This is a genomic window from Bradyrhizobium sp. UFLA06-24, assembly GCF_054967145.1.
The window spans coordinates 65,634-86,390 of record NZ_JADFUE010000029.1; the positions used below are offsets into that span (position 1 = coordinate 65,634).

General features: G+C 63.7%; 18 protein-coding genes. 11 read left to right on the forward strand and 7 right to left on the reverse strand.

Features of this window, described 5'->3' with window-relative positions; genetic code table 11:
- The first annotated feature begins 45 nt into the window (after positions 1 to 45).
- Positions 46 to 906, forward strand: coding sequence for a LysR family transcriptional regulator (locus IF809_RS22835; RefSeq protein WP_462838601.1), 861 nt, complete (start codon positions 46 to 48; stop codon positions 904 to 906).
- Positions 907 to 1,837: 931 nt separating this feature from the next.
- Positions 1,838 to 4,300 carry a putative bifunctional diguanylate cyclase/phosphodiesterase gene (locus IF809_RS22840; RefSeq protein WP_462838602.1) on the forward strand — a complete coding sequence of 821 codons (2,463 nt, stop codon included), beginning with the start codon at positions 1,838 to 1,840 and terminating at the stop codon, positions 4,298 to 4,300.
- Here IF809_RS22840 and IF809_RS22845 read toward each other — a convergent pair.
- From IF809_RS22845 to thrS, 3 genes are all read right to left on the reverse strand, one after another.
- Complete coding sequence (locus tag IF809_RS22845; protein WP_453983262.1) at positions 4,286 to 5,554, reverse strand: serine hydrolase domain-containing protein; 1,269 nt, start codon at positions 5,552 to 5,554, stop codon at positions 4,286 to 4,288. The genes IF809_RS22840 and IF809_RS22845 overlap by 15 nt on opposite strands.
- Positions 5,555 to 5,617: 63 nt before the next feature.
- Complete coding sequence (locus IF809_RS22850; protein ID WP_453983263.1) at positions 5,618 to 6,181, reverse strand: nitroreductase family protein; 564 nt, start codon at positions 6,179 to 6,181, stop codon at positions 5,618 to 5,620.
- Positions 6,182 to 6,274: 93 nt separating this feature from the next.
- Positions 6,275 to 8,317, reverse strand: a complete 2,043-nt coding sequence (gene thrS, locus IF809_RS22855; protein ID WP_453983264.1) for a threonine--tRNA ligase — start codon at positions 8,315 to 8,317, stop codon at positions 6,275 to 6,277.
- 185 nt (positions 8,318 to 8,502) lie between these two features.
- On the opposite strand from thrS, the gene IF809_RS22860 reads away from it, so the two are divergent.
- Together IF809_RS22860 and IF809_RS22865 are read left to right on the forward strand one after the other, a co-directional pair.
- Positions 8,503 to 9,678, forward strand: coding sequence for an MFS transporter (locus tag IF809_RS22860; protein WP_462838603.1), 1,176 nt, complete (start codon positions 8,503 to 8,505; stop codon positions 9,676 to 9,678).
- Positions 9,679 to 9,769: 91 nt separating this feature from the next.
- A complete protein-coding gene (locus IF809_RS22865; RefSeq protein ID WP_462838604.1) occupies positions 9,770 to 10,162 on the forward strand; it encodes a hypothetical protein in 393 nt (130 codons plus the stop codon).
- Positions 10,163 to 10,187: 25 nt separating this feature from the next.
- Here IF809_RS22865 and IF809_RS22870 read toward each other — a convergent pair whose 3' ends face one another.
- On the reverse strand, positions 10,188 to 11,510 hold the full coding sequence (locus IF809_RS22870; protein WP_453983267.1) for an alpha/beta hydrolase: 1,323 nt from the start codon (positions 11,508 to 11,510) through the stop codon (positions 10,188 to 10,190).
- 366 nt (positions 11,511 to 11,876) lie between these two features.
- On the opposite strand from IF809_RS22870, the gene IF809_RS22875 reads away from it, so the two are divergent.
- Positions 11,877 to 13,244, forward strand: a complete 1,368-nt coding sequence (locus tag IF809_RS22875; RefSeq protein ID WP_453983268.1) for an APC family permease — start codon at positions 11,877 to 11,879, stop codon at positions 13,242 to 13,244.
- A gap of 2 nt (positions 13,245 to 13,246) precedes the next feature.
- A complete protein-coding gene (locus IF809_RS22880; RefSeq protein WP_462838605.1) occupies positions 13,247 to 14,461 on the forward strand; it encodes a hypothetical protein in 1,215 nt (404 codons plus the stop codon).
- Here the strand turns inward: IF809_RS22880 and IF809_RS22885 are convergent, their stop codons facing one another.
- Positions 14,462 to 14,674: a hypothetical protein gene (locus IF809_RS22885; RefSeq protein ID WP_453983270.1), complete on the reverse strand. Its 213-nt coding sequence runs from the start codon at positions 14,672 to 14,674 to the stop codon at positions 14,462 to 14,464. It abuts the gene before it with no gap.
- A gap of 91 nt (positions 14,675 to 14,765) precedes the next feature.
- Positions 14,766 to 15,104, reverse strand: coding sequence for a membrane protein insertion efficiency factor YidD (gene yidD / locus IF809_RS22890; RefSeq protein ID WP_453983633.1), 339 nt, complete (start codon positions 15,102 to 15,104; stop codon positions 14,766 to 14,768).
- A 230-nt stretch (positions 15,105 to 15,334) separates the two neighbouring features.
- Between yidD and IF809_RS22895 the strand changes: the two genes are divergently transcribed.
- Complete coding sequence (locus IF809_RS22895) at positions 15,335 to 16,231, forward strand: COG3904 family protein (RefSeq protein ID WP_462838606.1); 897 nt, start codon at positions 15,335 to 15,337, stop codon at positions 16,229 to 16,231.
- Between the two features lie 15 nt (positions 16,232 to 16,246).
- Here IF809_RS22895 and IF809_RS22900 read toward each other — a convergent pair whose 3' ends face one another.
- Positions 16,247 to 16,702 (reverse strand): iron-sulfur cluster assembly scaffold protein, encoded by a 456-nt coding sequence (locus IF809_RS22900; protein ID WP_128965666.1) that lies wholly within the window; start codon positions 16,700 to 16,702, stop codon positions 16,247 to 16,249.
- 239 nt (positions 16,703 to 16,941) lie between these two features.
- Here IF809_RS22900 and folE point away from each other — a divergent pair, with 239 nt between their 5' ends.
- From folE to IF809_RS22920, 4 genes are all read left to right on the forward strand, one after another.
- Positions 16,942 to 17,634, forward strand: a complete 693-nt coding sequence (gene folE / locus IF809_RS22905) for a GTP cyclohydrolase I FolE (protein ID WP_453983272.1) — start codon at positions 16,942 to 16,944, stop codon at positions 17,632 to 17,634.
- Positions 17,635 to 17,661: 27 nt separating this feature from the next.
- Positions 17,662 to 18,084, forward strand: a complete 423-nt coding sequence (hisI, locus tag IF809_RS22910) for a phosphoribosyl-AMP cyclohydrolase (protein WP_453997051.1) — start codon at positions 17,662 to 17,664, stop codon at positions 18,082 to 18,084.
- 164 nt (positions 18,085 to 18,248) lie between these two features.
- Positions 18,249 to 19,268 (forward strand): lytic transglycosylase domain-containing protein, encoded by a 1,020-nt coding sequence (locus tag IF809_RS22915; protein ID WP_453997053.1) that lies wholly within the window; start codon positions 18,249 to 18,251, stop codon positions 19,266 to 19,268.
- A 147-nt stretch (positions 19,269 to 19,415) separates the two neighbouring features.
- Positions 19,416 to 20,591, forward strand: coding sequence for a DUF2336 domain-containing protein (locus tag IF809_RS22920; RefSeq protein WP_462838607.1), 1,176 nt, complete (start codon positions 19,416 to 19,418; stop codon positions 20,589 to 20,591).
- Positions 20,592 to 20,757: the final 166 nt, after the last annotated feature.

Sequence of the window (20,757 nt, forward strand, 5' to 3'; positions counted from 1 at the left end):
AAGGATGTACGATGATCGTGCATTTTTGAATGGGCGGGGACGACGATGGAATGGAGCGATCTGCGCATCTTCCTGGCGATCGCGCGCGAAGGCACGCTCGGCGCGGCCGCGCGAAAAATCGGGCAAACGCAGCCGACGATGGGGCGGCGGTTGCGCGCGCTAGAACAGGCGCTCGGGCAGACGCTATTCCAGCGTACGGCCGACGGCTTTGTGCTCACCGACGAAGGCACGGCAGTGCTCGCGCATGCCGAGCGGATCGAGGAGGAAGCGATTGCGCTTCAGCGCCAGACGACGGGGACGGAGACGCAGCTCGACGGCACATTGCGTTTATCCTCGTCGGACTGGTTCGGCACGCTGATGCTGTCGCCTGTCATCGCGACTTTTGGCAAACGCCATCCCAAGGTGATCGTCGAGCTCCTGACCGATGCGCGACTCTACAGCCTGCCGCGGCGCGAGGCTGACCTTGTCTTTCGCATCAAACCGTTCAGCGAGCCCGAGGTCATTTCCAGGAAGCTGCTGCACATTCCCTATGCGCTCTACGGCAAGAAGGGCAGCAAGCCACCGCGGGCCGGCGACGGCAGCGGCGTCCGGCTCGTCACCATGAACGCGGAATTCGCCGATATGCCCGATGCTATCTGGCTGAAGCGCACGCTGCCGCAGGCCGAAATCGCCTTGCGCAGCAACAACAGACAGGTGCAGGCGGAGCTCTGCGCCAGCGGTGGCGGTCTTGCTGTGCTGCCGCGCCCGGTGGGTGATCGCGATCGCCGTCTGGTCGCGCTCGATATCGGCGTGACGCCGCCTGGCCGCGACACTTTTGTTGGCTATCACCGCGATCTCAAGCGGCTAGCGCGTCTGCGGGCGCTGCTTGACCTGGTTGTCGAGCGGCTGGCGGGAAAGGTGTCGTAGTTCCATTCGGGCCACGAAGCCTTGCGTTGCCCGACGGCAAAACACGCGACCGTGGGTCAATCCGCGCGGTCGCAAATATTTCACTTTACCGAAATTCGGAAATGGCGTATGTATCGCGCAACCCGGCCCGAGGAAGAGGGGCGTATCGCGATCGTCACGACGCGGGCCGGACGGCGGTGGGCGTGGGTCACGTCGGCGCGATCAGGTTTTGCAGGGCGGGCAACCGTGAGCGGGACCATCGCGCATACGACCGGTGTGTTCCTGCGTACGGCAAAATCGTGTGGTCCTGGCGCCCGGGGTCTGTGCGCCAAGTCTTGCGGTGGTGTGCGATGTCCAACCGGATGCACACATCAGCCATCTGCAAGGCGACGGGGGCAATAGTGCATCGCTCCCCGGGGAGATCACGACATAAGCCGTCAAACCACTGCGCAGGGAAGGCCGGACGTTTCGGCTTCACCTGTATGCCGCTGTGCAGCCTCTTGTAGCGCAACCCATCGCACAGTGGACCGCGGGTGCCAGTCGGGCACCCGGTCTTCCCTGCGCCCTCTTTCATGAGCGGGCAAGGCGACCAAGCAAAGCTCGGGCGAGATGAGCCGCGAGAATGCGAAGCTGTGTCTGCGATGAAGATGCAATTTGCAGAGCGACAGTGTCGCCCACCCCTCCGTCATTGCGAGCGCAGCGAAGCAATCCGGGGTCTTTCCACGGCGGAATTCTGGATTGCTTCGCTGCGCTCGCAATGACGTTGTGGATGCACCTGTGTGCAGATCCAAGGCATCGCCTTTGCACAACTGTCATAGTCTCTAAAACACGCTAACCATCGCTCGACTTAAAACTGTCATATCAGCCGAATGGAACCCGCGGCGGGGCGCTCTTTACAAGGCATTAAGTGTGGTTGCCTTGGATGCGGCGCGAAAGTGCGTTGGGGACTGCAATGAGTGCCGCGAAGAAGATGCCGGGCAAACCGGCCACCGAAATGTTTGACGACATCCCGGTGCTTCAGCGCAAATGGCGCGCGGCGTTGAAGCCGGGTGACCGGCTGCCGCGATATGAGGACGTGATGCTCGGTAGCCTCGGGCGGCTGGCCGATCATATCGCGCTGCTCAGAGGCGAGGGTACGCTCGAGCTGTCGCGCAGCGGACGTTATGTGCAGAAATGGCTCGGCGAGGAACGCTGGGACATTCCGGTCGCGGAGCTGTCGCCGGATTGCGCCACCGCGCTGTCGGAAGCCGTGGCGAACGCGCTCCGCAGCGGACAGCCGCACCAGGCCAGCGCACACTGCGTGCGCGACGGCATGGTCCGGACCTACGATCTGCTGGCAATGCCGACGGCCTCGCGTTGGGGCGCCAAGCTCGTGGGGGTCTACGTCAACGAGCGCGGCGCGCAGTACAATCTGCTGGACGCGATTTTCGCCGCGACCGACGATGCGGTGGTCTCGCTGGCGACGCTACGTGACGCTGGTGGCAAGCCCTTCGATCTGCAGATCGTGCATCACAACAAGAGCGCGGGGCTGCTGTTGAAGGTCGAAAGCGCCGGCTTGTTGTGGCGGCGGATCGGCGAGGGCAACACGCTGCTGGCCGCGCCCGAGATCATGGAATTCCTGCTCAAGGCCGTCTCCGGGGGTCGCGGCGAGCAGCTCGAAATCGAGCACGACGGCCGCTACCTCCGGCTCAGCGCCACCGCGTTCGCCGACGTGGTCTCGCTGACGATCTCCGACGTCACGGCCCTGAAGCGGCGCGACGCCTCGTTTCGCCTGCTGTTCGACAACAATCCGATGCCGATGTGGGTGTTCGACGCCGAAACCAAGCAGTTCCTTGGCGTCAACGACGCGGCAGTCCAGCATTACGGCTACAGCCGCGCGGCGTTTCTCCGCATGAAGCTGCACGAGATCTGGCCGGAAGACGAGTGGGATAGCCACGCCGAGGCGCTCGAACGCATCGGCGATGCCTATCATTCCTCGCGCAACTGGCGGCACCTGCGGGCCGACGGCAGCGAGATCGAGGTGCTGACGTTCGGCCGTCGCGTCGTCTTCGGCGATCGCGACGGCTATCTGGTCGCGGTGGTCGACATCACCGAGCGCCGCAGGGCCGAGGCGCGGATTGCCCACATGGCCCATCATGACGGACTTACCGATCTGCCGAACCGGGAATATTTCCGGGAGCGCTTGAAGCAGGCGCTCGACCAGGCCGGCGGCAAGCGCGTCGGCGTGCTCTATATCGATCTCGACCTGTTCAAGAACATCAACGATTCCTTCGGGCATCCCGCAGGCGACCGCCTGCTCAAGCAGGTCGCCGAACGCCTGATCACCGCGGTTCGCGGCGCCAATCTTGCGGCGAGGCTCGGCGGCGACGAATTCGCCGTGATTCTGGCGGCCGACGTCTCGCCGAACGAGGCGAGCGCCTGCGCGACCTTGCTGATCGACATGCTGAAGTCGCCCTACGACATCGACGGTCAGGAGATGGTGATCGGCGCCAGCATCGGCATCGCGCTGTCCCCGGGCGACGGCGTGACATCGGAGGAATTGATGCGCAACGCCGACATGGCGTTGTACCGGGCGAAATCCGACGGCGGTGGCGTGCACCATTTCTTCGAGCGCGAGATGGATCTCCAGGCGCAGAAGCGCCGCGACATGGAACTCGATCTGCGCCGCGCCTTTGCCAATGGCGAGTTCGAGCTGCACTACCAGCCGCTGGTGTCGATCGCCTCCGACCGAATCTCCGGCTTCGAGTCGCTGTTGCGCTGGCGTCATCCCGACAAGGGCATGATCTCGCCGGCGGAGTTCATTCCGGTGGCCGAGGACATCGGCCTGATCACGCAGCTCGGCGAGTGGGTGTTGCGCGAGGCCTGCGCGGAAGCGGTGAACTGGCCCGCTGACGTCAAGGTTGCAGTCAATCTGTCGCCCGCGCAGTTCCGCAGCCGCAATCTAGTTCAGGTCGTGATCTCGGCGCTGGGGCAATCCGGCCTGTCGCCGAGGCGGCTCGAGCTCGAGATCACCGAGTCGATCTTCCTCGCCGAGACCGATGCCAACCTCGCGATTTTGCATCAGCTCCGCGAGCTCGGTGTCGGCATCTCCATGGACGATTTCGGCACCGGCTATTCCAGCCTTAGCTATCTGCGCAGCTTCCCGTTCGACAAGATCAAGATCGACCGCTCCTTCGTCAAGGATCTGGCGCAGCGGCCCGATTGCGGTGCGATCGTGCGCGCGATCTCCGGGCTCGGTCGTAGCCTCAACATCACGACGACGGCGGAGGGCGTCGAAACCGAGGACCAGCTCGACTGGCTCCGCGCCGAAGGCTGCAACGAGGTGCAGGGCTTCCTGTTCAGCGCTGCGCGGCCGGCGGCGGAGATCGCAAAGTTGCTGGCCGATTTCGGCCAGCGCGCTTCACGGGCGGCGTAGCGCCTCGGGATAGCAATCGTAGACCAGCGCCTTGAACGCCGGGGTGATGCGGCCACGCTCGTTCTGGGTCTGCTGCATCAGGAGGTAGACCATATCGAGCTTGGGATCGACGCCGAAATAGGTGCCGCTGCCACTGTCCCATTTCAACTCGCCGAGCGAGCCCGGCGGCGGCGGTTTCGCGTCGCCGGGATCGGTGCGTACCGCGAGACCATAGCCATAGCCAAAGCCGTCGCCCGGGAAATAGAAATAGTCGCGCCCCACGCCGGAGCCCGGTCCGATCTGATCGGTCGTCATGTCCTTGAAGGCGGCCGGGCTGAGATAGCGCTTGCCGTCGAACTCGCCGCCGTTGAGCAGCATCTGCGAAAAGCGCTGATAGTCGGTGATGGTCGAGAGCAGGCCGCCGCCGCCGGATTGCCATTCCCGATGGGCAAGCCGTTCGCGCTCGGCATCGAGCAGGATCTGGTCGCTCGGCAGCGGCCGCGCCATGCGCTCGATCTCGTCCGGTGTCGACAGCACGAATTTCGTGTTGGTCATGCCGAGCGGGTCGAGAATGCGTTGCTTCAAGGCGTCGTATAAATTCTGCCCGGTGATGATCTCGATGACGCTGCCGAGCACATCGGTGGAATGACCGTAACGCCACAACGTGCCCGGCTGCCGCGCCAGCGGCAGCCGGGCGATGCGATCGGCAAATTCCCTGTTGTCGAACTGGCCGGCGAAGATGTCGGCTTCCTTGTAGGCGAGCTCGACCCATTTGCCGCCGATATAGTCGTAGCTGATGCCGGAGGTGTGCCGCATCAGATCCCTGATCGTCACGGGACGAACCGGAGGCACCAGATCGAGCGACAGCGAACCGTCGGGCTTGGTGACCTCGAGACCCACCTTGGTGCCGGCGAAGAGCGGGACGTATTTCGACACGGGATCGGTCAGCGCGAGCTTGCCCTCGTCGATCAGCATCATCGCAGCGAGGCTGGTGATCGGCTTGGTCATGGAATGGATCGCGAAGATCGTGTCCGGCGTCATCGACAGCCGCGTCCTCACGTCGCGCACGCCGAACATCTTGAAATAGACAGGCTTGCCGTGCTGCTGAACCAGCACGATCGCACCGGGCAATCGGCCGGTGGTGACCTCGTTCTCAAAGAACGAGGTGATGCGCCGCATTCCGTCTGCGGAGGGGGCGGGGATGTCGCCGGCGCGGCTCCGCGCCATCGTGCCGGCCAGCATCGCGGCCCCGACCAGAAATTCACGACGCTTCATCCGGGCTTCCTCCCTCGCCGGGAACAAAGCCGCAAGACGTCAGGAGCGTCAACAAGTCTTCGATTAAAAACGCGTCACGATGTCAGACAAGACCGGGCGCGGACGATCCTCGCTCGGCCTGGTCGGCTTTCCGATGTGGACGAGGCCGGCGAGTTTCTCGTCCGCCTTGAGGCCCAGGCCATCAAGCACGTCGCGGTCGAAGGCGAACCAGCCCGTCAGCCAGGCCGCGCCGTAACCGAGAGCCGTCGCGGCCGTGACGATGTTCATGGCGCTGGCGCCTGCCGACAATTCCTGCTCCCAGGCCGGCACCTTCGGATGCGGCTTGGTGAAGCTGACTATGCCGATCACCAGCGGCGCATCGGTGAGGCGCTTGCGCTCGATCTCGATATCGGCGGCGGGCGCACCTGGATTCTTGCGGGCAAAGACCTTGGCAATCACCTCGCCGGCGCGCTGGCGTGCCTCGCCCTCGAAAACGATGAAGCGCCAGGGCGCGAGCTTGCCGTGATCGGGCACGCGCGCGCCGATGGTGAGAATGGTTTCGAGCTCGGCCGGCGAGGGGCCGGGGCCGGTCATCTCGCGCGGCTTGACCGAGCGGCGGGTCTTCAGGAGTTCGATGGCGTCAAGCATTGTGATGGTCTCTTCGGCTGGTCGTCGGGCGTGCCATGCCCAGATAGGCATGCACGCCCGCAACCGGAAGCGAGTTTAGATTGATTTCAGGGATCAGACCGCGCCGCGCGCCCGCCGGACGTCAGGCGGGGTCGCCTCGTCGACCAGCGCGGCGATGGCCTCGGCGGTCGTCATCACCTTCTGGCCGTCGCTGCCGAGCCGCCGGACGGAGACCGAATGAGTCTCGGCCTCTTTCTTGCCGACCACGAGCAGCGCCGGAATCTTGGCCAGCGAGTGCTCGCGGACCTTGTAGTTGATCTTCTCGTTGCGCAGGTCGATCTCGACCCGAAGGCCCGCGCGCCGCGCCTGCTCCAGCACCACCTTGGCGTATTCGTCGCCTTCGGAAGTGATGGTCGTGACCACCGCCTGCACCGGGGAGAGCCAGAGCGGGAAGTTGCCGGCATAGTGCTCGATCAGGATGCCGATGAAGCGTTCCATCGAGCCGCAGATCGCCCGGTGCACCATCACGGGCGGTTTCTTGCCGCCGTCATGGTCGATGTAGAAGGCGCCGAACCGCTCCGGCAGGTTGAAGTCGACCTGCGTGGTGCCGCACTGCCAGTCGCGGCCGATGGCGTCGCGCAGCACATATTCGAACTTCGGCCCGTAAAACGCGCCTTCGCCCGGGTTGATCTCGGTCTTGATGTGATTGTTCTGCGCCTGGATCTCGCGCAGCACCGTCGCCATCACCCGCTCGGCGTGATCCCACATCGCATCGGTGCCGACGCGTTTCTCCGGCCGCGTCGACAGCTTCACGGTGAGATCGCCGGTGAAGCCGAAGTCGGCATAGGTCGACAGGATCAAATCGTTGATCTTCAGGCATTCCTCGGCGAGCTGGTCCTCGGTGCAGAAGATATGCGCGTCGTCCTGGGTGAAGCCGCGTACGCGCATCAGGCCGTGCATGGCGCCCGACGGCTCGTAGCGATGCACCACGCCGAACTCGGCAAGCCGCAGCGGCAGGTCGCGGTAGCTCTTCAGGCCGTGCTTGAAGATCTGGACGTGACCCGGGCAGTTCATCGGCTTGAGCGCAAACCAGCGCTTGTCCTCGGCCTCGTCGCCGGCGGACTGGGCCGCGAACATGTTCTCGCGGTACCAGCCCCAGTGGCCCGAAGTCTCCCACAGCACCTTGTCGAGGATCTGCGGCGCGTTGACCTCGCTGTAATCGCCGGTGAGGCGGCGGCGCATATAGGCGATCAGCTGCTGGAAGATGGTCCAGCCCTTCGGATGCCAGAACACCACGCCCGGACCTTCCTCCTGGAAGTGGAAGAGGTCGAGCTCGCGTCCGAGCTTTCGATGATCGCGCTTCTCGGCTTCCTCGATCTGCTTGAGGTAAGCGTCGAGGTCCTCCTGCTTGGCGAAGGCCGTGCCGTAGATGCGGGTCAGCATCGGGTTGTTGGAATCACCGCGCCAATACGCGCCGGCCACCTTCATCAACTTGAATGCATTGCCGACCTTGCCGGTCGAGGTCATGTGCGGACCGCGGCACAGATCGAACCAGTCGCCCTGGTAGTAAATCTTGATCGGCTCGTTGCCGGGAATGGCGTCGACCAGCTCGACCTTGAAGGCCTCGCCCTTGTCGCGAAACACCTGCTTGGTCTTTTCGCGGTCCCAGACTTCCTTGGTGAAGGGTTTGTCGCGCGCGATGATCTCGCGCATTTTCTTTTCGATCGCGGCGAAATCTTCCGGCGTGAACGGCTCGTTGCGGAAGAAGTCGTAATAGAAGCCGTTTTCGATCACCGGGCCGATGGTCACCTGCGTGCCCGGCCACAGCGATTGCACGGCCTCTGCCAGCACGTGAGCGCAGTCATGGCGGATCAGCTCGAGCGCCTCCGGCTCGTCGCGCGCGACCAGCCTGAGCTTGGCGTCGGCTTCGATCGGATCGTTCAGATCGGTGAGCACGCCATCGAGCGCCATCGCCACCGTTCGCTTGGCCAGCGACGGCGAGATGCCCTTGGCGATGTCGAGGCCGGTGATGCCCTTGTCATATTGCCGCTGGGCGCCGTCGGGGAAGGTGAGGGTGATTTTGGCAGCGGGGTTCACGGGCTTCAGGTTACTGAGGGAATATTGGAAGCCGGATTCGGATTTGGGCTGGTCGGACATTGCTTTTCTCCTGAGGCTCACTCCTGCGAACGAGCGCAGGTAAGCGGGAACGAGCGATATATCAGGCGATTCGGCCTGTGCAATCCGGCATTTCCAAGAAAGTGGCGCGCAAAATCCGGAGCCGCGCCCAACTATTTGGCGCCGTGCCCTTTAACTCGTCTCGAGCCGCCGCTACATGCGTTTGCATGGAAAATGTCCCCGCCGCCCGCCGTTTCGCTCCCACCGCCCTGATGCTCGGCAATCTCGTCACCGGCTGCTCGGTGCTGGCGCCGGCGGGCATGCTGCCGGAATTGGCGAGCGGGCTCGATGTCAGCATCCACGCCGCCGGGCTCCTCATCACCTTTGGTGCGATCGTGCTTTGCATCGGCTCTCCGCTGACGGCGTGGCTGACCAGCCGCGTTGAACGGCGGATCCTGCTCACCACGACGCTCGCCGCGCTGGCCCTCGGCAACCTTGCCTCTGCCTTTGCGCCCGATTACACGACCCTGCTCGGCATCCGCCTGGCGATGCTCGCGGTCGGTGCCTTGTACACACCGCAGGCCGCGGGCACGGCGGCGCTGATCGTGCCGGCGGAGCGGCGCGGCAGCACGATTGCCTATATCTTCCTGGGCTGGTCGCTCGCCGCCGCCGCAGGGCTCCCGCTGATCACCTTGATCGCCAGCCATTATGGCTGGCGCGCCGCCTATGGCGAAATCGGTGCGCTCGGCGGTATCAGCTCCCTGTTCTTGGTCATGCGGCTGCCGGGGGGCCTGAAGGGCGCCCCCGTGGATCTGAAGACCTGGGCCGAGGTCGGCCGCAGCAGGATCATCCTGCTCCTGCTTGCGATCACCATGCTGCAAATGTCGGGGCAGTTCGTCGTGTTCACCTATATGGGTCCGCTGCTCAACAAGCTCACCGGCGCCGGCCCGGATGCGATCGGCCTCGTGTTCGCGCTCTACGGCGTCTGCGGCTTTCTCGGCCTCGTCATCGCGACCCGCATCGTCGACACCGCGGGGCCTTACCGCACCTCCGTGCTGTTCACTTGCCTGTTGCTTGCGGGGATGACGGGCTGGGCGCTCGGTGCCGGCACGCTCGTGCTGATGGCGGGCGCGGTCGCGATCTGGGGGCTTGGCTTTGCCTCGACCAATTCGATGCAGCAGGTGCGACTGGTCGCAGCAGCGCCGCCGCTGGCGTCGGCGACCGTCGCGCTCAATACATCGGTCCTCTATATCGGACAGGCCGTCGGCTCAGCCGTTGGCGGGATGCTGTTCGCCCGCGAGCAGCTGCATATGCTTGGCTTCGTGGCGGTCGGCTTCGTCGTGCTGGCGGTGATCCTGGTGATCGTGACCCAGCCCCGGCCGCCGGCTGCCGCCAAGGCCTGAATCCGGCGTTTTCGTCTCTGCAAGGCGCTTGGCAAACCGCGCATCAGAGCGCTAGAAGGCCAGTCGTGGGGACCAAAGAGAGTTGACTGAGATGAGGATGATTCTGGCGGTTGCCGCGGTGCTCTATTCAGCCTCCGCGTTGGCGCAGACCGACAAGCCTCCGATGGTGGGGGACAAGCCACTGGTGCAGGTGAAGCCCAAGGGGACCAAGGCTGGGAGCAAGGAGGCCGCTGCCAAGCCGGCCGCGGCGGCACCAAAAGGCAAGCCGCAATCGATCGCCCTACGGCTCCAGGCCTGCCTCGACATCGATGACGGCACCAAGGACCGTCTCAACTGCTACGACGCGGTCATTCCGCCGGCGCCGAAGCCCAAGGCGCCCAAGGCCAAGGGTGTCGCCGACTGCCGTTTCCTCAAGGAAGAGGACGAGCGTCTGGCCTGCTTCAACGGCTTTGCCGAAAGCATTCCGAAGCTGCCCAAGAGCTGAAGAAGAGCTGAAGAAGAGCTGAAAATTATCGGCTCGATGCCGACGAAGCGGTGCTGGCGACGCGGGCCAGTGCCAGCGCCGGCGTTGCGGACATCTTCACGAGCACATCCTTGAGCGGATACTGCGTCCACGCGCGGTTGACGTAGTCGCGATGGGTAATGCCATCGCCGGTTTCGACGAAAACGACACTGCCGGGGCGCAAGGGTCCATCCATGTCCTCGGACACGCTTATACCCTTTTGCCTGAGCATGCTCATCAGCTCGTGGTCGCGCCGTGCGGTGTAGTGCGTGTAGGAGCTGACGAAGAAGCCGGAACGGTGGCTCTCGATCCAGGACGCGAATTTGTCCATCTCACCATAGACCGCGTCGAGCAGCACGACGCCGCGGACGCGATCGCTAATGCCGCCGACCTCGAGACTCCAGGCGGTGGGCAGGAAGCCGCCGCTGTAGCCGACGATCACGATCGGCATGTTGGCGAAGGCGCGCGCGCTGTTGGGATCGCCGGTGAGCCGGGCGAGGTGGTTCGCCGATTCCTCCATGAAGCGCTTGAGGCCGCCGGGCTGCCAGAATTTTCCGGCGCTGGAATCGGCCGCGTCAACGGCCATCTGGGGGGCGAGCAGCACGGCGTTGGCGCCGGACGCGGTGATCTGCTGCGGCACGAGCTGGCGGTCCCGCACGTCGCGCTCGAGCGTCGCGCCATTGCCATGGAAGAACACCACGATCACGCCAGGCTTGCGCACATCGAAATGCTCGGGGACGTGCACCAGCACGCGGCTGTCATTGTAGGTCTCGTCCTGCCAGAACACGCGCCCCGAGAAGCTGCGATGCCCGCGGCGGTCGCCCTTGGAGATGTTGAGGAAGGGCGCGTCGGAGGCGGGGTTGTTGCCGAAATAGGGGAAGGCCGAGGACTTCATGCTGACGAGGGTCGTCAGGTCCTCACGCGGCGGACGTTTGTATGGGATCTGCGGCTCGAGCGAGGCGACCTTGTAGGACGCCTGCTCCGGCTGAGGTTGTTGCTGCACGGCGCGCTTGGGCGAGAAGTCGGACATCTGCCGTTGCAGGAAGCTCTCGCTCGCCGAGGGGAAGCGCTCTTTGAACTGCGGGGCAGGAAAGCGATCTTCGAAGGTGTCGCCGCTTGCCGCTTGTCGATTGGCTTGAGGATTGGAGGCTTGGGGATTGGTCTTCGCGACGACCTGGACATTGGCCTGAGAGCCCGCGGCAAGCGCTGTCGGATTGGGCGACTGGCCGCATTGAACCAGCGTGAGCGAGAGTGGCACCAAGCCTGAGATCAGGGCGATCCGAAGCGCACGGCCGCGCGCCCCGGACGTCTCGGCCCGGACAGCACGCATGTTTGCTTTCAATTTCGGAACGGCCCCGACCATCCACCCATGACCCCAAGTCACGTCTATCAAGTCACGTCTATCGGCAATATTGAGATAATTGAGCCGACTGGCGTTTAGGCGACGTTAAGCGTCCGGAGAAACTCTCCCCACATCCGGAACGCTCAAAAAAGACCACGTAATCGTGTCGCGATTGTGGGAGGAGAGCGCGGATTTCCGCGGTCGACTACGGGTTTATTGCCCAAGAGCGGTCGCTCAAGGTGGCTAATTACCTATTTGGCCGCCTCATTTAACCCTTGTTAACCCTGCTTGAATTGACTGGACCAATCTGCACGATGCCTCCCACGAGGCGCGACGCCTGAGGCTAAGGACCAGATGACGGCATCAGATGCGGAAACCGCGCCCTGGATCGGGCGGTTGACTGGCGGTGGCTCCGGGGTTTCCGTTCTGGTCGCGACCGCCATCGTCGTCGCAGACATGATCGGGGTCGGCGTCTTCACCAGTCTCGGCTTCCAGGTCAAGGACATCCCCTCGGGCTTCTCGATCCTTGCGCTGTGGACGGTTGGCGGCATCGTCGCGCTGTGTGGCGTATTCTCCTACAGCGAGCTCGGCGCGATGTTTCCGCGCTCGAGCGGGGAGTACAATTTCCTCGGCCGTACCTATCATCCGGCGTTCGGCTTTCTCGCGGGCTGGGTCTCGGCCACCGTCGGCTTTGCGGCACCGGTGGCCCTCGCCGCGATGGCCTTCGGCGAATACGCCAAATCCGTCATGCCCGATTTGCCGCCGATCCCGCTCGCGATTGGCGTGGTGTGGCTGGTCTCGATCGTGCAATTGACCGGCGTCAGACATTCCTCGGCCTTCCAGCTGATCTCGACCATCCTCAAGGTCGTGCTGATCGTCGCTTTCCTCGTCGCCGGATTCGTCATCGGCACGCCGCAGCCGATCTCCTTTGCCCCCCAGGCGGGCGATCTTGCCCATATCGTCAGCGCGCCTTTCGCAATCGGACTGGTCTTCGTGATGTATTCGTTCTCGGGCTGGAACGCTGCGACCTACATCATCGGCGAGATGAACACGCCGCAGCAGAGCCTGCCGCGCGCACTGCTCATGGGCACGCTGATCGTGTTGGTGCTCTATGTCGCGCTCAATGCGGTGTTCCTCTATTCGACGCCGATCAGTGCGCTGGCCGGCCAGCTCGACGTCGCAAGTGTGGCCGGGAGCAGCATCTTCGGCAGCCTCGGCGGGCGGATCGTCGGCGCGATGATCTGCGTCGGCCTGATCTCCTCGATCAGCGCGATGATGTGGATCGGTCCGCGCGTGATGATGACGATGGGGGAGGACATCCCGGCGCTGCGCGTGTTCTCGAAGAAATCGGTGAGCGGCGCGCCGGCCTACGCCATCCTGTTTCAGCTCGCCGTTGCCAATCTCCTGCTGTTCACGCGCAGCTTCGAGGCGGTGCTCGATTTCATCCAGTTCGCGTTGCTGTTCTGCTCGTTCTTCACCGTTGCCGGGGTGATCAAGCTGCGCATCACCGATCCCGATCTGCCGCGACCGTATCGCGCCTGGGGATACCCGTTCACACCGCTCGTTTTCCTGCTCGTGACCGCGTCCATGATGTACTACCTGTTGACCGAGCGACCCGTGCAGTCGCTGTCAGGGATGCTCGTCATGCTCTCCGGCCTGTTCATTTATGCTGTTTTCCGCAGGCGGCCGGCCGCCGCTGCCCCATCACACAATCGCGAATAGACATGTTTCGAACCATGAGACTTGCGGCCGTCGCACTTGCCCTTTTGGCTGCGGCCATCTCGTCCGCATGTGCGGGCGACGTCACCTTTGACGACACCGCCCGGTTCCTCGCTGGAATGCAGCCATCGGCGGACTCCCCACTGGTGCCGCTCACCAAGGACCCGTCCTGGCAGCATCACGCCAAATTCTTCGATGGCGCCTTCGCCCAGCTCGAGCAGCGCCAGATATCGAAGATTCGCGACTGGTCCGACGTCAATCTCTCCGCGCCCCGGCCGACCATGTTCTACTTCTTCAGCGGCCCGGATTTCCTCTATGCCAACGCGTTCTATTCCAAGGCCACCACTTACGTGCTGGGTGCGCTCGAGCCGGTCGGTGCGGTGCCCGATCTGACCAGGCTGCCGCGCGGCGCGGTCAATGCCGCGCTCTACAATGTCGAGCGCTCGCTCGGCTCGATCCTGAGCTTTTCCTTCTTCATCACCAAGCAGATGAAGGTCGACCTGCACGCCAACCAGGTCAACGGTACCTTGCCGATTCTCTACGTCTTCCTGGCGCGCTCGGGCAAAACCATCCGCAATGTCGAGATGGTCGCGCTCGACGACAAGGGCGGCGTGCATACAGGCAACGACAATCCGGGGCCGAACGCCACGCGGGGCGTACGCATCACTTTTGTCGGCAGCGACGGCGAGGCGCGCACCCTGTATTATTTTTCCACCGACCTTTCCAATCCTGGCGCACGTGCGGCGGGCTTCCTGAAATTCTGCGAAACGCTCGGTCCCGGCAACAGCCTGATCAAGAGCGCCTCCTACCTCCTGCATTCCGGCAATTTCACCGTGGTCCGCGACTGGCTGCTCGCCAACAGCGCGACCATTATCCAGGACGATTCCGGCATTCCGCTCGCCAGTTACAATCCGCGGCAATGGCGGTTCTTCCCGTTCGGCCGCTATCTCGGACCGATCGGGGAATTCCCCGCTCGTTACCAGGAGCGCTACGCTGAATTATTCACCCATGCCCAGCCGATCGATTTCGGCGTCGGCTATCGCTGGCGGATGCATGAGTCGAACCTGCTGCTGGCGGTGAAGGTGCCGGGAAGCGAGAGCGCGCCGGCGGCGGAGACCACATCATCCGCCGAGCCGCCGCCGAAGCCGCCGCGGCCGAAGCGACCACGTCCGCCCGAGCCGATTCCACCGCCGCCGGGACGTTTCTTCTGGTTCCACTAACTACCAACGCACGCTCTGGCTGGGCACGATGAACGCCGTCGTGCTCGGCGGTGTCGCAAGGCTTGCTGACAGATACCAGCCGGAGCCGAGGACCAGCACGAGCAGCGCGATGATCGCGAGCATGTCGGTGGTTCTGGGATCGTGATCTCTTGGATGAAGGCCAAAATGTAAGCCACGCCTGAAATGACAATGAGGGCTGATTTTCCAGCGCATCGTTGTTTCCTCCCGTGGGAGCGTCACAACAATCCGACACCAGAGTTCCGGTTCCGCTCAGGGCAGAGATGCGCAAAGCGCTGCAACAAGCTCAAGATGGATTGACGCCGCGCCACCGACCGTAGCGCCAGGGCAAATACCAGCGCGCATCGGGGGAAGTGGTGAGAGGCACATTGTCGATACCCGACGTGCCAAAGGGATTGCAGCGCAACAGGCGTGCGAGCGTCATCCAGCCACCGGCCCAGAGTCCGAACCGTTCGATCGCCTCATCGCCATAGACAGAGCAGGTCGGTAGATGACGGCAATTGTATCCGACCAGCGGAGATAGCGAATGCCGGTAAAGCCAGATCAGCGCGCGACCAAATCTGCGCGGCAGTCGCAGTGCTTCGGCGACGGGAGCGGAACAATGCTCGCAGGTTGAGTGCTTCATATGCGCCGTGCCGATATCCTGTGCGCCCTGCTGCGCGGTTCCAATGCAGGGAACAGCGAGCTGGTGTGGAGGCGCCATATTTTGCATGCTTTTTGGGAGCAGTGCAGCAAGTACCTATGGACGATCTGTATTCGCCCGGATACCATTTTTGTGACGTCCATGTGTACACTCGTTGGAACGTCGAAACGGGGCTTGCCTGAATCGCCTTGGGGCTTGGGGAAGGGACCAGTTTGAAACTTTTGAAGTCGCTCAATCTTCGCGGCTGGTTGCTGGTGGGAACCGCCGCTTGTGGTGTCGTGTTGGCGAGCGCCGTTGCGACATCAGGTTCGTTGGCCAAAGCTGGCGCCTCGCTTGAAGAGCGCAAGCTGCCGATGAGATTTAACTGGGTCGCCTGCGAGCCCAATTGCCGCGGCTGGGTCAGCGCGGTGGGCATCATCACGGCCGACACTCCGAAGGATTTTGACGACTTTGCCCGCGGACGCCAGCTTGGGGGCGCCACTGTCGTACTCGATTCCAGCGGTGGTTCCGTCAACGACGCGATCACGCTCGGCCGGCGCTTCCGCACGCTCGGCCTTCTCACCACGGTCGGCATCACGCAGAAGAACGGGCAGGGCGCCCGTCCGGCGGTCGCCTCGGAAGCCTATTGCGAATCCATGTGCGTGTTCCTGCTGCTGGCCGGCAAGAAGCGCTACGTGCCTGAAGCGGCTCATGTTCGCGTCCATCAGATCTGGATGGGCGACCGCGCCGACGACGCCAAGGCTGCGAGCTACACCGCGCAAGATCTGATGATCGTGGAACGCGACATCGGCCGGCTGGCCAAATACACCTTCGATATGGGCGGTGCGGGTGATCTGCTGTCGCTCGCGCTGAACGTGCCGCCCTGGGAAGATCTGCACGAGCTCGACCCAGCCGAGCTGAAGGTGACCAATCTCGTGACGACGGACCTCGTGGCCGACGTGCTGCCGCATGTGGACGTCACGGCGCCTGCCGTCGCGGAGCTTGCACCGAAGACTCAGGCCAGATTCGGCCAGGAGCTAGACTCTCAGCCTGCCAAGTCGACCAAGACGGCGGAAGCCGTGGTTCCCACCGGGGGCGTGGTGGCGCCACCTGCGGCGCCGCAGAAGTAAGAGCCTAGTCCAGCTTCAGCCCTGCGCGGTGGCCGGTTGCTTCGCCTTGGCCTCGATCTGGCCGATTGCATCGACCACGGCATCGAAGGTCAACAGTGTCGAGGCGTGGCGCGCCTTGTAATCGCGGACCGGCTCGAGGAATTTAATCTCTTCCCATTTGCCTTCAGGAGGAGCGCCATTCTCCTTGAGCATCTTGCGAACGGTTTCGCGTAACTCACGGAGTTCGCTCGCAGTCGAGCCGACGACGCGACTTGCCATGATGGATGAAGAGGCCTGTCCGAGCGCGCAGGCCTTCACGTCATGGGCGAAGTCGGTGACGGTGTCGCCCTCCATTTTGAGGTCGACCTTCACCGTCGAGCCGCACAACTTGGAATGGGCAGTGGCACTGGCGTCGGGGTCCGGCAATCGCCCGAGCCGCGGAATATTCCCGGCCAGCTCGATGATCCGCTTGTTATAGATGTCGTTCAGCATGTGAGGAGTCCAACACTTACCTGCCCAATCGGCCTTGGCGGGCGTCGTTCATGGTCCTATATAGGGTTGGAACTGGCGGAAAAACAGCCCGGCGGTGCCTTGGCGGTGATCCAGATCTGCGCTGCCGGCGTTATTGCCGAGTGACCCTTTCGCCAGATAGTTCTCTTCAGGCGTCCGGCGGCCTGTCCGCCCCGTCTGCCGGTGACACTCCGGCCGCAAGGCCGTCGAACGGAGTAGACATGGACGCGACGATCAAATCCATCCGCCCGAACAAGCCTTCCGACCGGCAGCCTGACAGCCGCCCGGCGGAGCTCGATCCTGCCGAATTCCTCGCGGTGGCCGTCCGTGCCGACCAGCCGCGCCCGGCGCGCGCCGAGGCGGAGGCGGCGGTGAAGACGCTGCTCGCCTATATCGGCGAGAACCCGCAGCGCGAGGGCCTGATTGATACGCCGCGCCGCGTGGTCGAGGCATTCGACGAGCTCTATCAAGGTTATCATCAGTGCCCGGCCGAGGTGCTCGACCGCACGTTTGGCGAGACCGCGGGCTATGATGACTTCGTGCTGGTGCGTGACATCGAGTTCACCTCGCAATGCGAGCATCACATGATGCCGTTCTACGGCAAGGCGCATATCGCCTATACGCCGGTGGAGCGCGTCGTCGGCCTGTCCAAGCTCGCGCGTCTGACCGACATCTTCGCCCGTCGGCTCCAGACCCAGGAGCATCTGACGGCGCAGATCGCGGCGGCGATCGACGAAATCCTGAAGCCGCGCGGCGTTGCCGTCCTGATCGAGGCCGAGCATACCTGTATGTCGGTGCGCGGCGTCGCCAAGCATGGCGCCTCCACCTTCACCAGCCGCTTCACCGGCATGTTCCGCGACAATCCGGCGGAGCAGGCTCGTTTCCTGTCCCTGGTGCGAGGCCTGCAGCGCTGACCTCGCGAATGACTGGCGAGAGTTGCTGTGTCCGCTCACTCCCATGAGATCGAGGAAGGCCTGGTCTTCCTCCCCAAGTTCGATGCCGCCGGCCTCGTGACGGTCGTTGCGACCGACGTCGCGACTGGCGACGTCCTCATGGTCGCGCACATGAACGACGAGGCGCTGCGGAGAACCATTGCAACGGGCGAAGCCTGGTACTTCAGCCGCTCGCGCAATGCCTTGTGGCGAAAAGGTGAGACGTCAGGTCAGACCCAGCGCGTGGTCGAGATCCGCACCGATTGCGACCAGGATGCGGTCTGGATTCGAGTCGAGCAGATCGGTGCCGCCTGCCACACCGGCCGCAGGTCGTGCTTCTATCGTAAGGTTGAAGCCGATATTGGGGATGCAAGGCTTGTCTTCGTTGATGCTGACAGGCTGTTCGATCCGAACGACGTTTACAAGCAATAGCAACTTTTCATTCCGGGCTCATCGCTGCGCGATGCCCCGGAATGACTCGGGGCGGGGTCGCCGCCGCCCCATTAACCCGGCGTTAACCATGATTGCCCCACGGTGGACCATCAGGCGTCCGAATTGCCGGCGCCTCAAACACCGCGCGGGCCGGTCACGCCATCATGTCGGTCGACAATTCCAGTGCCTCGCAGACGGCGTTTCTCGATCCGTCGCAGACGCGTGTGGCTGGCGCGATCAAGCAGGTCTCCAACCGGACCGGCGTCAGCTTCCAATACATGCTGACGACTGCCAAGATGGAATCCGATTTCGATCCGACCGCGGGAGCCACGACCTCGTCCGCGCACGGGCTCTATCAGTTCATCGACCAGACCTGGCTTGGCACGGTGAAGGAGGCAGGAGCCCAGCTGGGGTACGGCAACTACGCCGATGCCATCACCAGGACCTCGTCGGGCAGCTACACCGTCGATGACCCCTTCATGAAGCGGTCGATCATGAAGTTGCGCGACGATCCCGAGGCCGCCTCCAGCATGGCGGCGGCGCTGACGCAGTCCAACAGCTTCAAGCTCACCGGTCTGCTCGGCCGCAGGCCCTCCGACAGCGAGCTCTATATGGCCCATTTCATGGGCGTCGGCGGCGCGGCGAAACTGATCGCCAATGCCGAGGACAATCCGCAGGCGGTTGGGGCGCGGCTGTTTCCGAACGCGGCCTCCGCCAACCGCTCGATCTTCTACGCCAGGGACGGCCGTGCCCGCAGTGTCTCAGAAGTCTATTCGGTGCTGGACGCGCGCTACGCCAGCGCGGCCAATTCGAAGGTCACCCGCAGCGCGATGGCGATGTATGGCGCTACGCCCTCGACCACGCAGGTCGCGAGCGTCAATGGCGTGCAGCCGACCGCGCCGGTGATCGACAACGCCGCTTTTCTCCAGAGCTTCCCGGACGCGCGAGGCGTCGCGCCGGTGAGCGCGACATCGTCAACGACCGACGCCGACTATGCACCTTCCGCGCCGGCATTTCGCTCGATCTATCAGCCCGGCGACGTCGGGCAGCCGGTCTCGACGACAGTGCAGAAACTGTGGGGCAACAACGCCTCGCTGACCTCGGTCGCATCGGCGACGCCCGACGTGCGTCCGCCGCAACCGCTTGATCTCTTCAGCGATCGCAGCGGCACGTTCTCGAGCTGACGCGCGTCGTCGCGCTTTCCAGCCCTTAACAAATCATCAATAAAACCAGCCAGTTATGGTGAACGCTTTGTTAAGCGTCGTGGTTTATTTTGTGTTGCAGGTGACGGGCCGTCACCATTTTCGTTTGTTGTGTAAGCCGGAAGCAGCATGATTGTTCGGCAGTTTATCAATTGGATCAGGACGGCGCCCGCCGGCGAGCGGGCGGAGGCAACGCGGGCGTTGGCCCGGGCCTGGCTGATCTCGGACCTTTCCCATGATGACCGTGTCGCGGCCGAGGGCGCGCTGCTGATGCTGCTCGACGATCCCTCGCCGCTGGTGCGGCAGGCGCTGGCCGAGGCCTTTGCACGCAGCCTTGATGCGCCGGCCTCGATCGTACGGGCGCTGTCGACGGACCAGCCCACCGTGGCGCTGCCCGTGCTCGAACATTCGCCGCTGCTGGTCGACGCCGATCTCGTCGACATCGTCGCCACTGGCGATGAGGAGGTGCAATGCGCGGTTGCCCGCCGCATCGCGTTGCCGGCCTCGGTGTGTGCTGCGATCGCCGAAGTCGGCTGCGCGGCCGCCTCACTCGAGCTGATCGAAAACCCCCACGCCGAGCTCGCGCCGTTCTCCTGGAATCGCATTGTCGAGCGACACGGCCATCTCGCCGCGATCCGCGAGGCAATGCTGGTGCTGGAAGACATTCCAGCCGCAACTCGTGCCGCTCTGGTGGCCAAGCTCTCCGAGACGCTGGCCCAATTCGTCGTGGCGCGGAACTGGCTCAGCGCCGACCGTGCCGAGCGCATGACGATCGAGGCGCGCGATCGCTCCACCATGAACATCGCAGCGCGCTCGCGCGGTGAGGATATGCAGGATCTGGTGAAACATCTGCGGATCACCGGCCAGCTCACCGCGGGCCTGATCCTGCGCGCATTGTTGTCGAGCAATCTCGACCTGTTCGATGCGGCTCTTGCCGAACTCGCCGACCTGCCGCTGGCGCGCGTTTCCGCACTGCTGCACGATCGCGGCGGCAACAGTCTACACGCGCTGCTTCGCCGCGCCGGGTTGCCCGAAGCGACGTTTGCCGCGTTCCAGGTCGCGCTCGATGCGTGCCACGAGCAGGGCTTTGTCGACACCGACGACACCGCAGCGCGCTTGCGTCGGCGCATGGTCGAGCGCGTCCTCACCCATTGCGAGACCGACAGAGGCGCTACCGAGCCACTGATGGTCCTGCTGCGCCGCTTCGCCACCGAATCCGCGCGCGAAGAGGCGAGGCTGTTCTGCGACGAGCTGGTCGCGGAGGATACGATTGACCCGGCGTATGACGATCTGATCGCGGCTTAGTTCGAGTCGGTCCCACAAACTCCGTCATTGCGAGCGCAGCGAAGCAATCCAGACTGTCTCCGCGGAGGGCTTTGTGGATTGCTTCACTGCGCTCGCAATTGTGCATGTTCACTAATTCGCTGATCGAGAGGTTTCGGCTTTGGCGGCCGCAAAATCCTTCGGAGAC

Coding starts and splice junctions, on each gene's coding strand:
- IF809_RS22835 (WP_462838601.1), top strand. CDS start 46: ATGGAATGGAGCGATCTGCGCATCTTCCTGGCGATCGCGCGCGAAGGC.
- IF809_RS22840 (WP_462838602.1), top strand. CDS start 1,838: ATGAGTGCCGCGAAGAAGATGCCGGGCAAACCGGCCACCGAAATGTTT.
- IF809_RS22845 (WP_453983262.1), bottom strand. CDS start 5,554: ATGAAGCGTCGTGAATTTCTGGTCGGGGCCGCGATGCTGGCCGGCACG.
- IF809_RS22850 (WP_453983263.1), bottom strand. CDS start 6,181: ATGCTTGACGCCATCGAACTCCTGAAGACCCGCCGCTCGGTCAAGCCG.
- thrS (WP_453983264.1), bottom strand. CDS start 8,317: ATGTCCGACCAGCCCAAATCCGAATCCGGCTTCCAATATTCCCTCAGT.
- IF809_RS22860 (WP_462838603.1), top strand. CDS start 8,503: ATGGAAAATGTCCCCGCCGCCCGCCGTTTCGCTCCCACCGCCCTGATG.
- IF809_RS22865 (WP_462838604.1), top strand. CDS start 9,770: ATGAGGATGATTCTGGCGGTTGCCGCGGTGCTCTATTCAGCCTCCGCG.
- IF809_RS22870 (WP_453983267.1), bottom strand. CDS start 11,510: ATGCGTGCTGTCCGGGCCGAGACGTCCGGGGCGCGCGGCCGTGCGCTT.
- IF809_RS22875 (WP_453983268.1), top strand. CDS start 11,877: ATGACGGCATCAGATGCGGAAACCGCGCCCTGGATCGGGCGGTTGACT.
- IF809_RS22880 (WP_462838605.1), top strand. CDS start 13,247: ATGTTTCGAACCATGAGACTTGCGGCCGTCGCACTTGCCCTTTTGGCT.
- IF809_RS22885 (WP_453983270.1), bottom strand. CDS start 14,674: ATGCGCTGGAAAATCAGCCCTCATTGTCATTTCAGGCGTGGCTTACAT.
- yidD (WP_453983633.1), bottom strand. CDS start 15,104: ATGAAGCACTCAACCTGCGAGCATTGTTCCGCTCCCGTCGCCGAAGCA.
- IF809_RS22900 (WP_128965666.1), bottom strand. CDS start 16,702: ATGCTGAACGACATCTATAACAAGCGGATCATCGAGCTGGCCGGGAAT.
- folE (WP_453983272.1), top strand. CDS start 16,942: ATGGACGCGACGATCAAATCCATCCGCCCGAACAAGCCTTCCGACCGG.
- IF809_RS22915 (WP_453997053.1), top strand. CDS start 18,249: ATGTCGGTCGACAATTCCAGTGCCTCGCAGACGGCGTTTCTCGATCCG.
- IF809_RS22920 (WP_462838607.1), top strand. CDS start 19,416: ATGATTGTTCGGCAGTTTATCAATTGGATCAGGACGGCGCCCGCCGGC.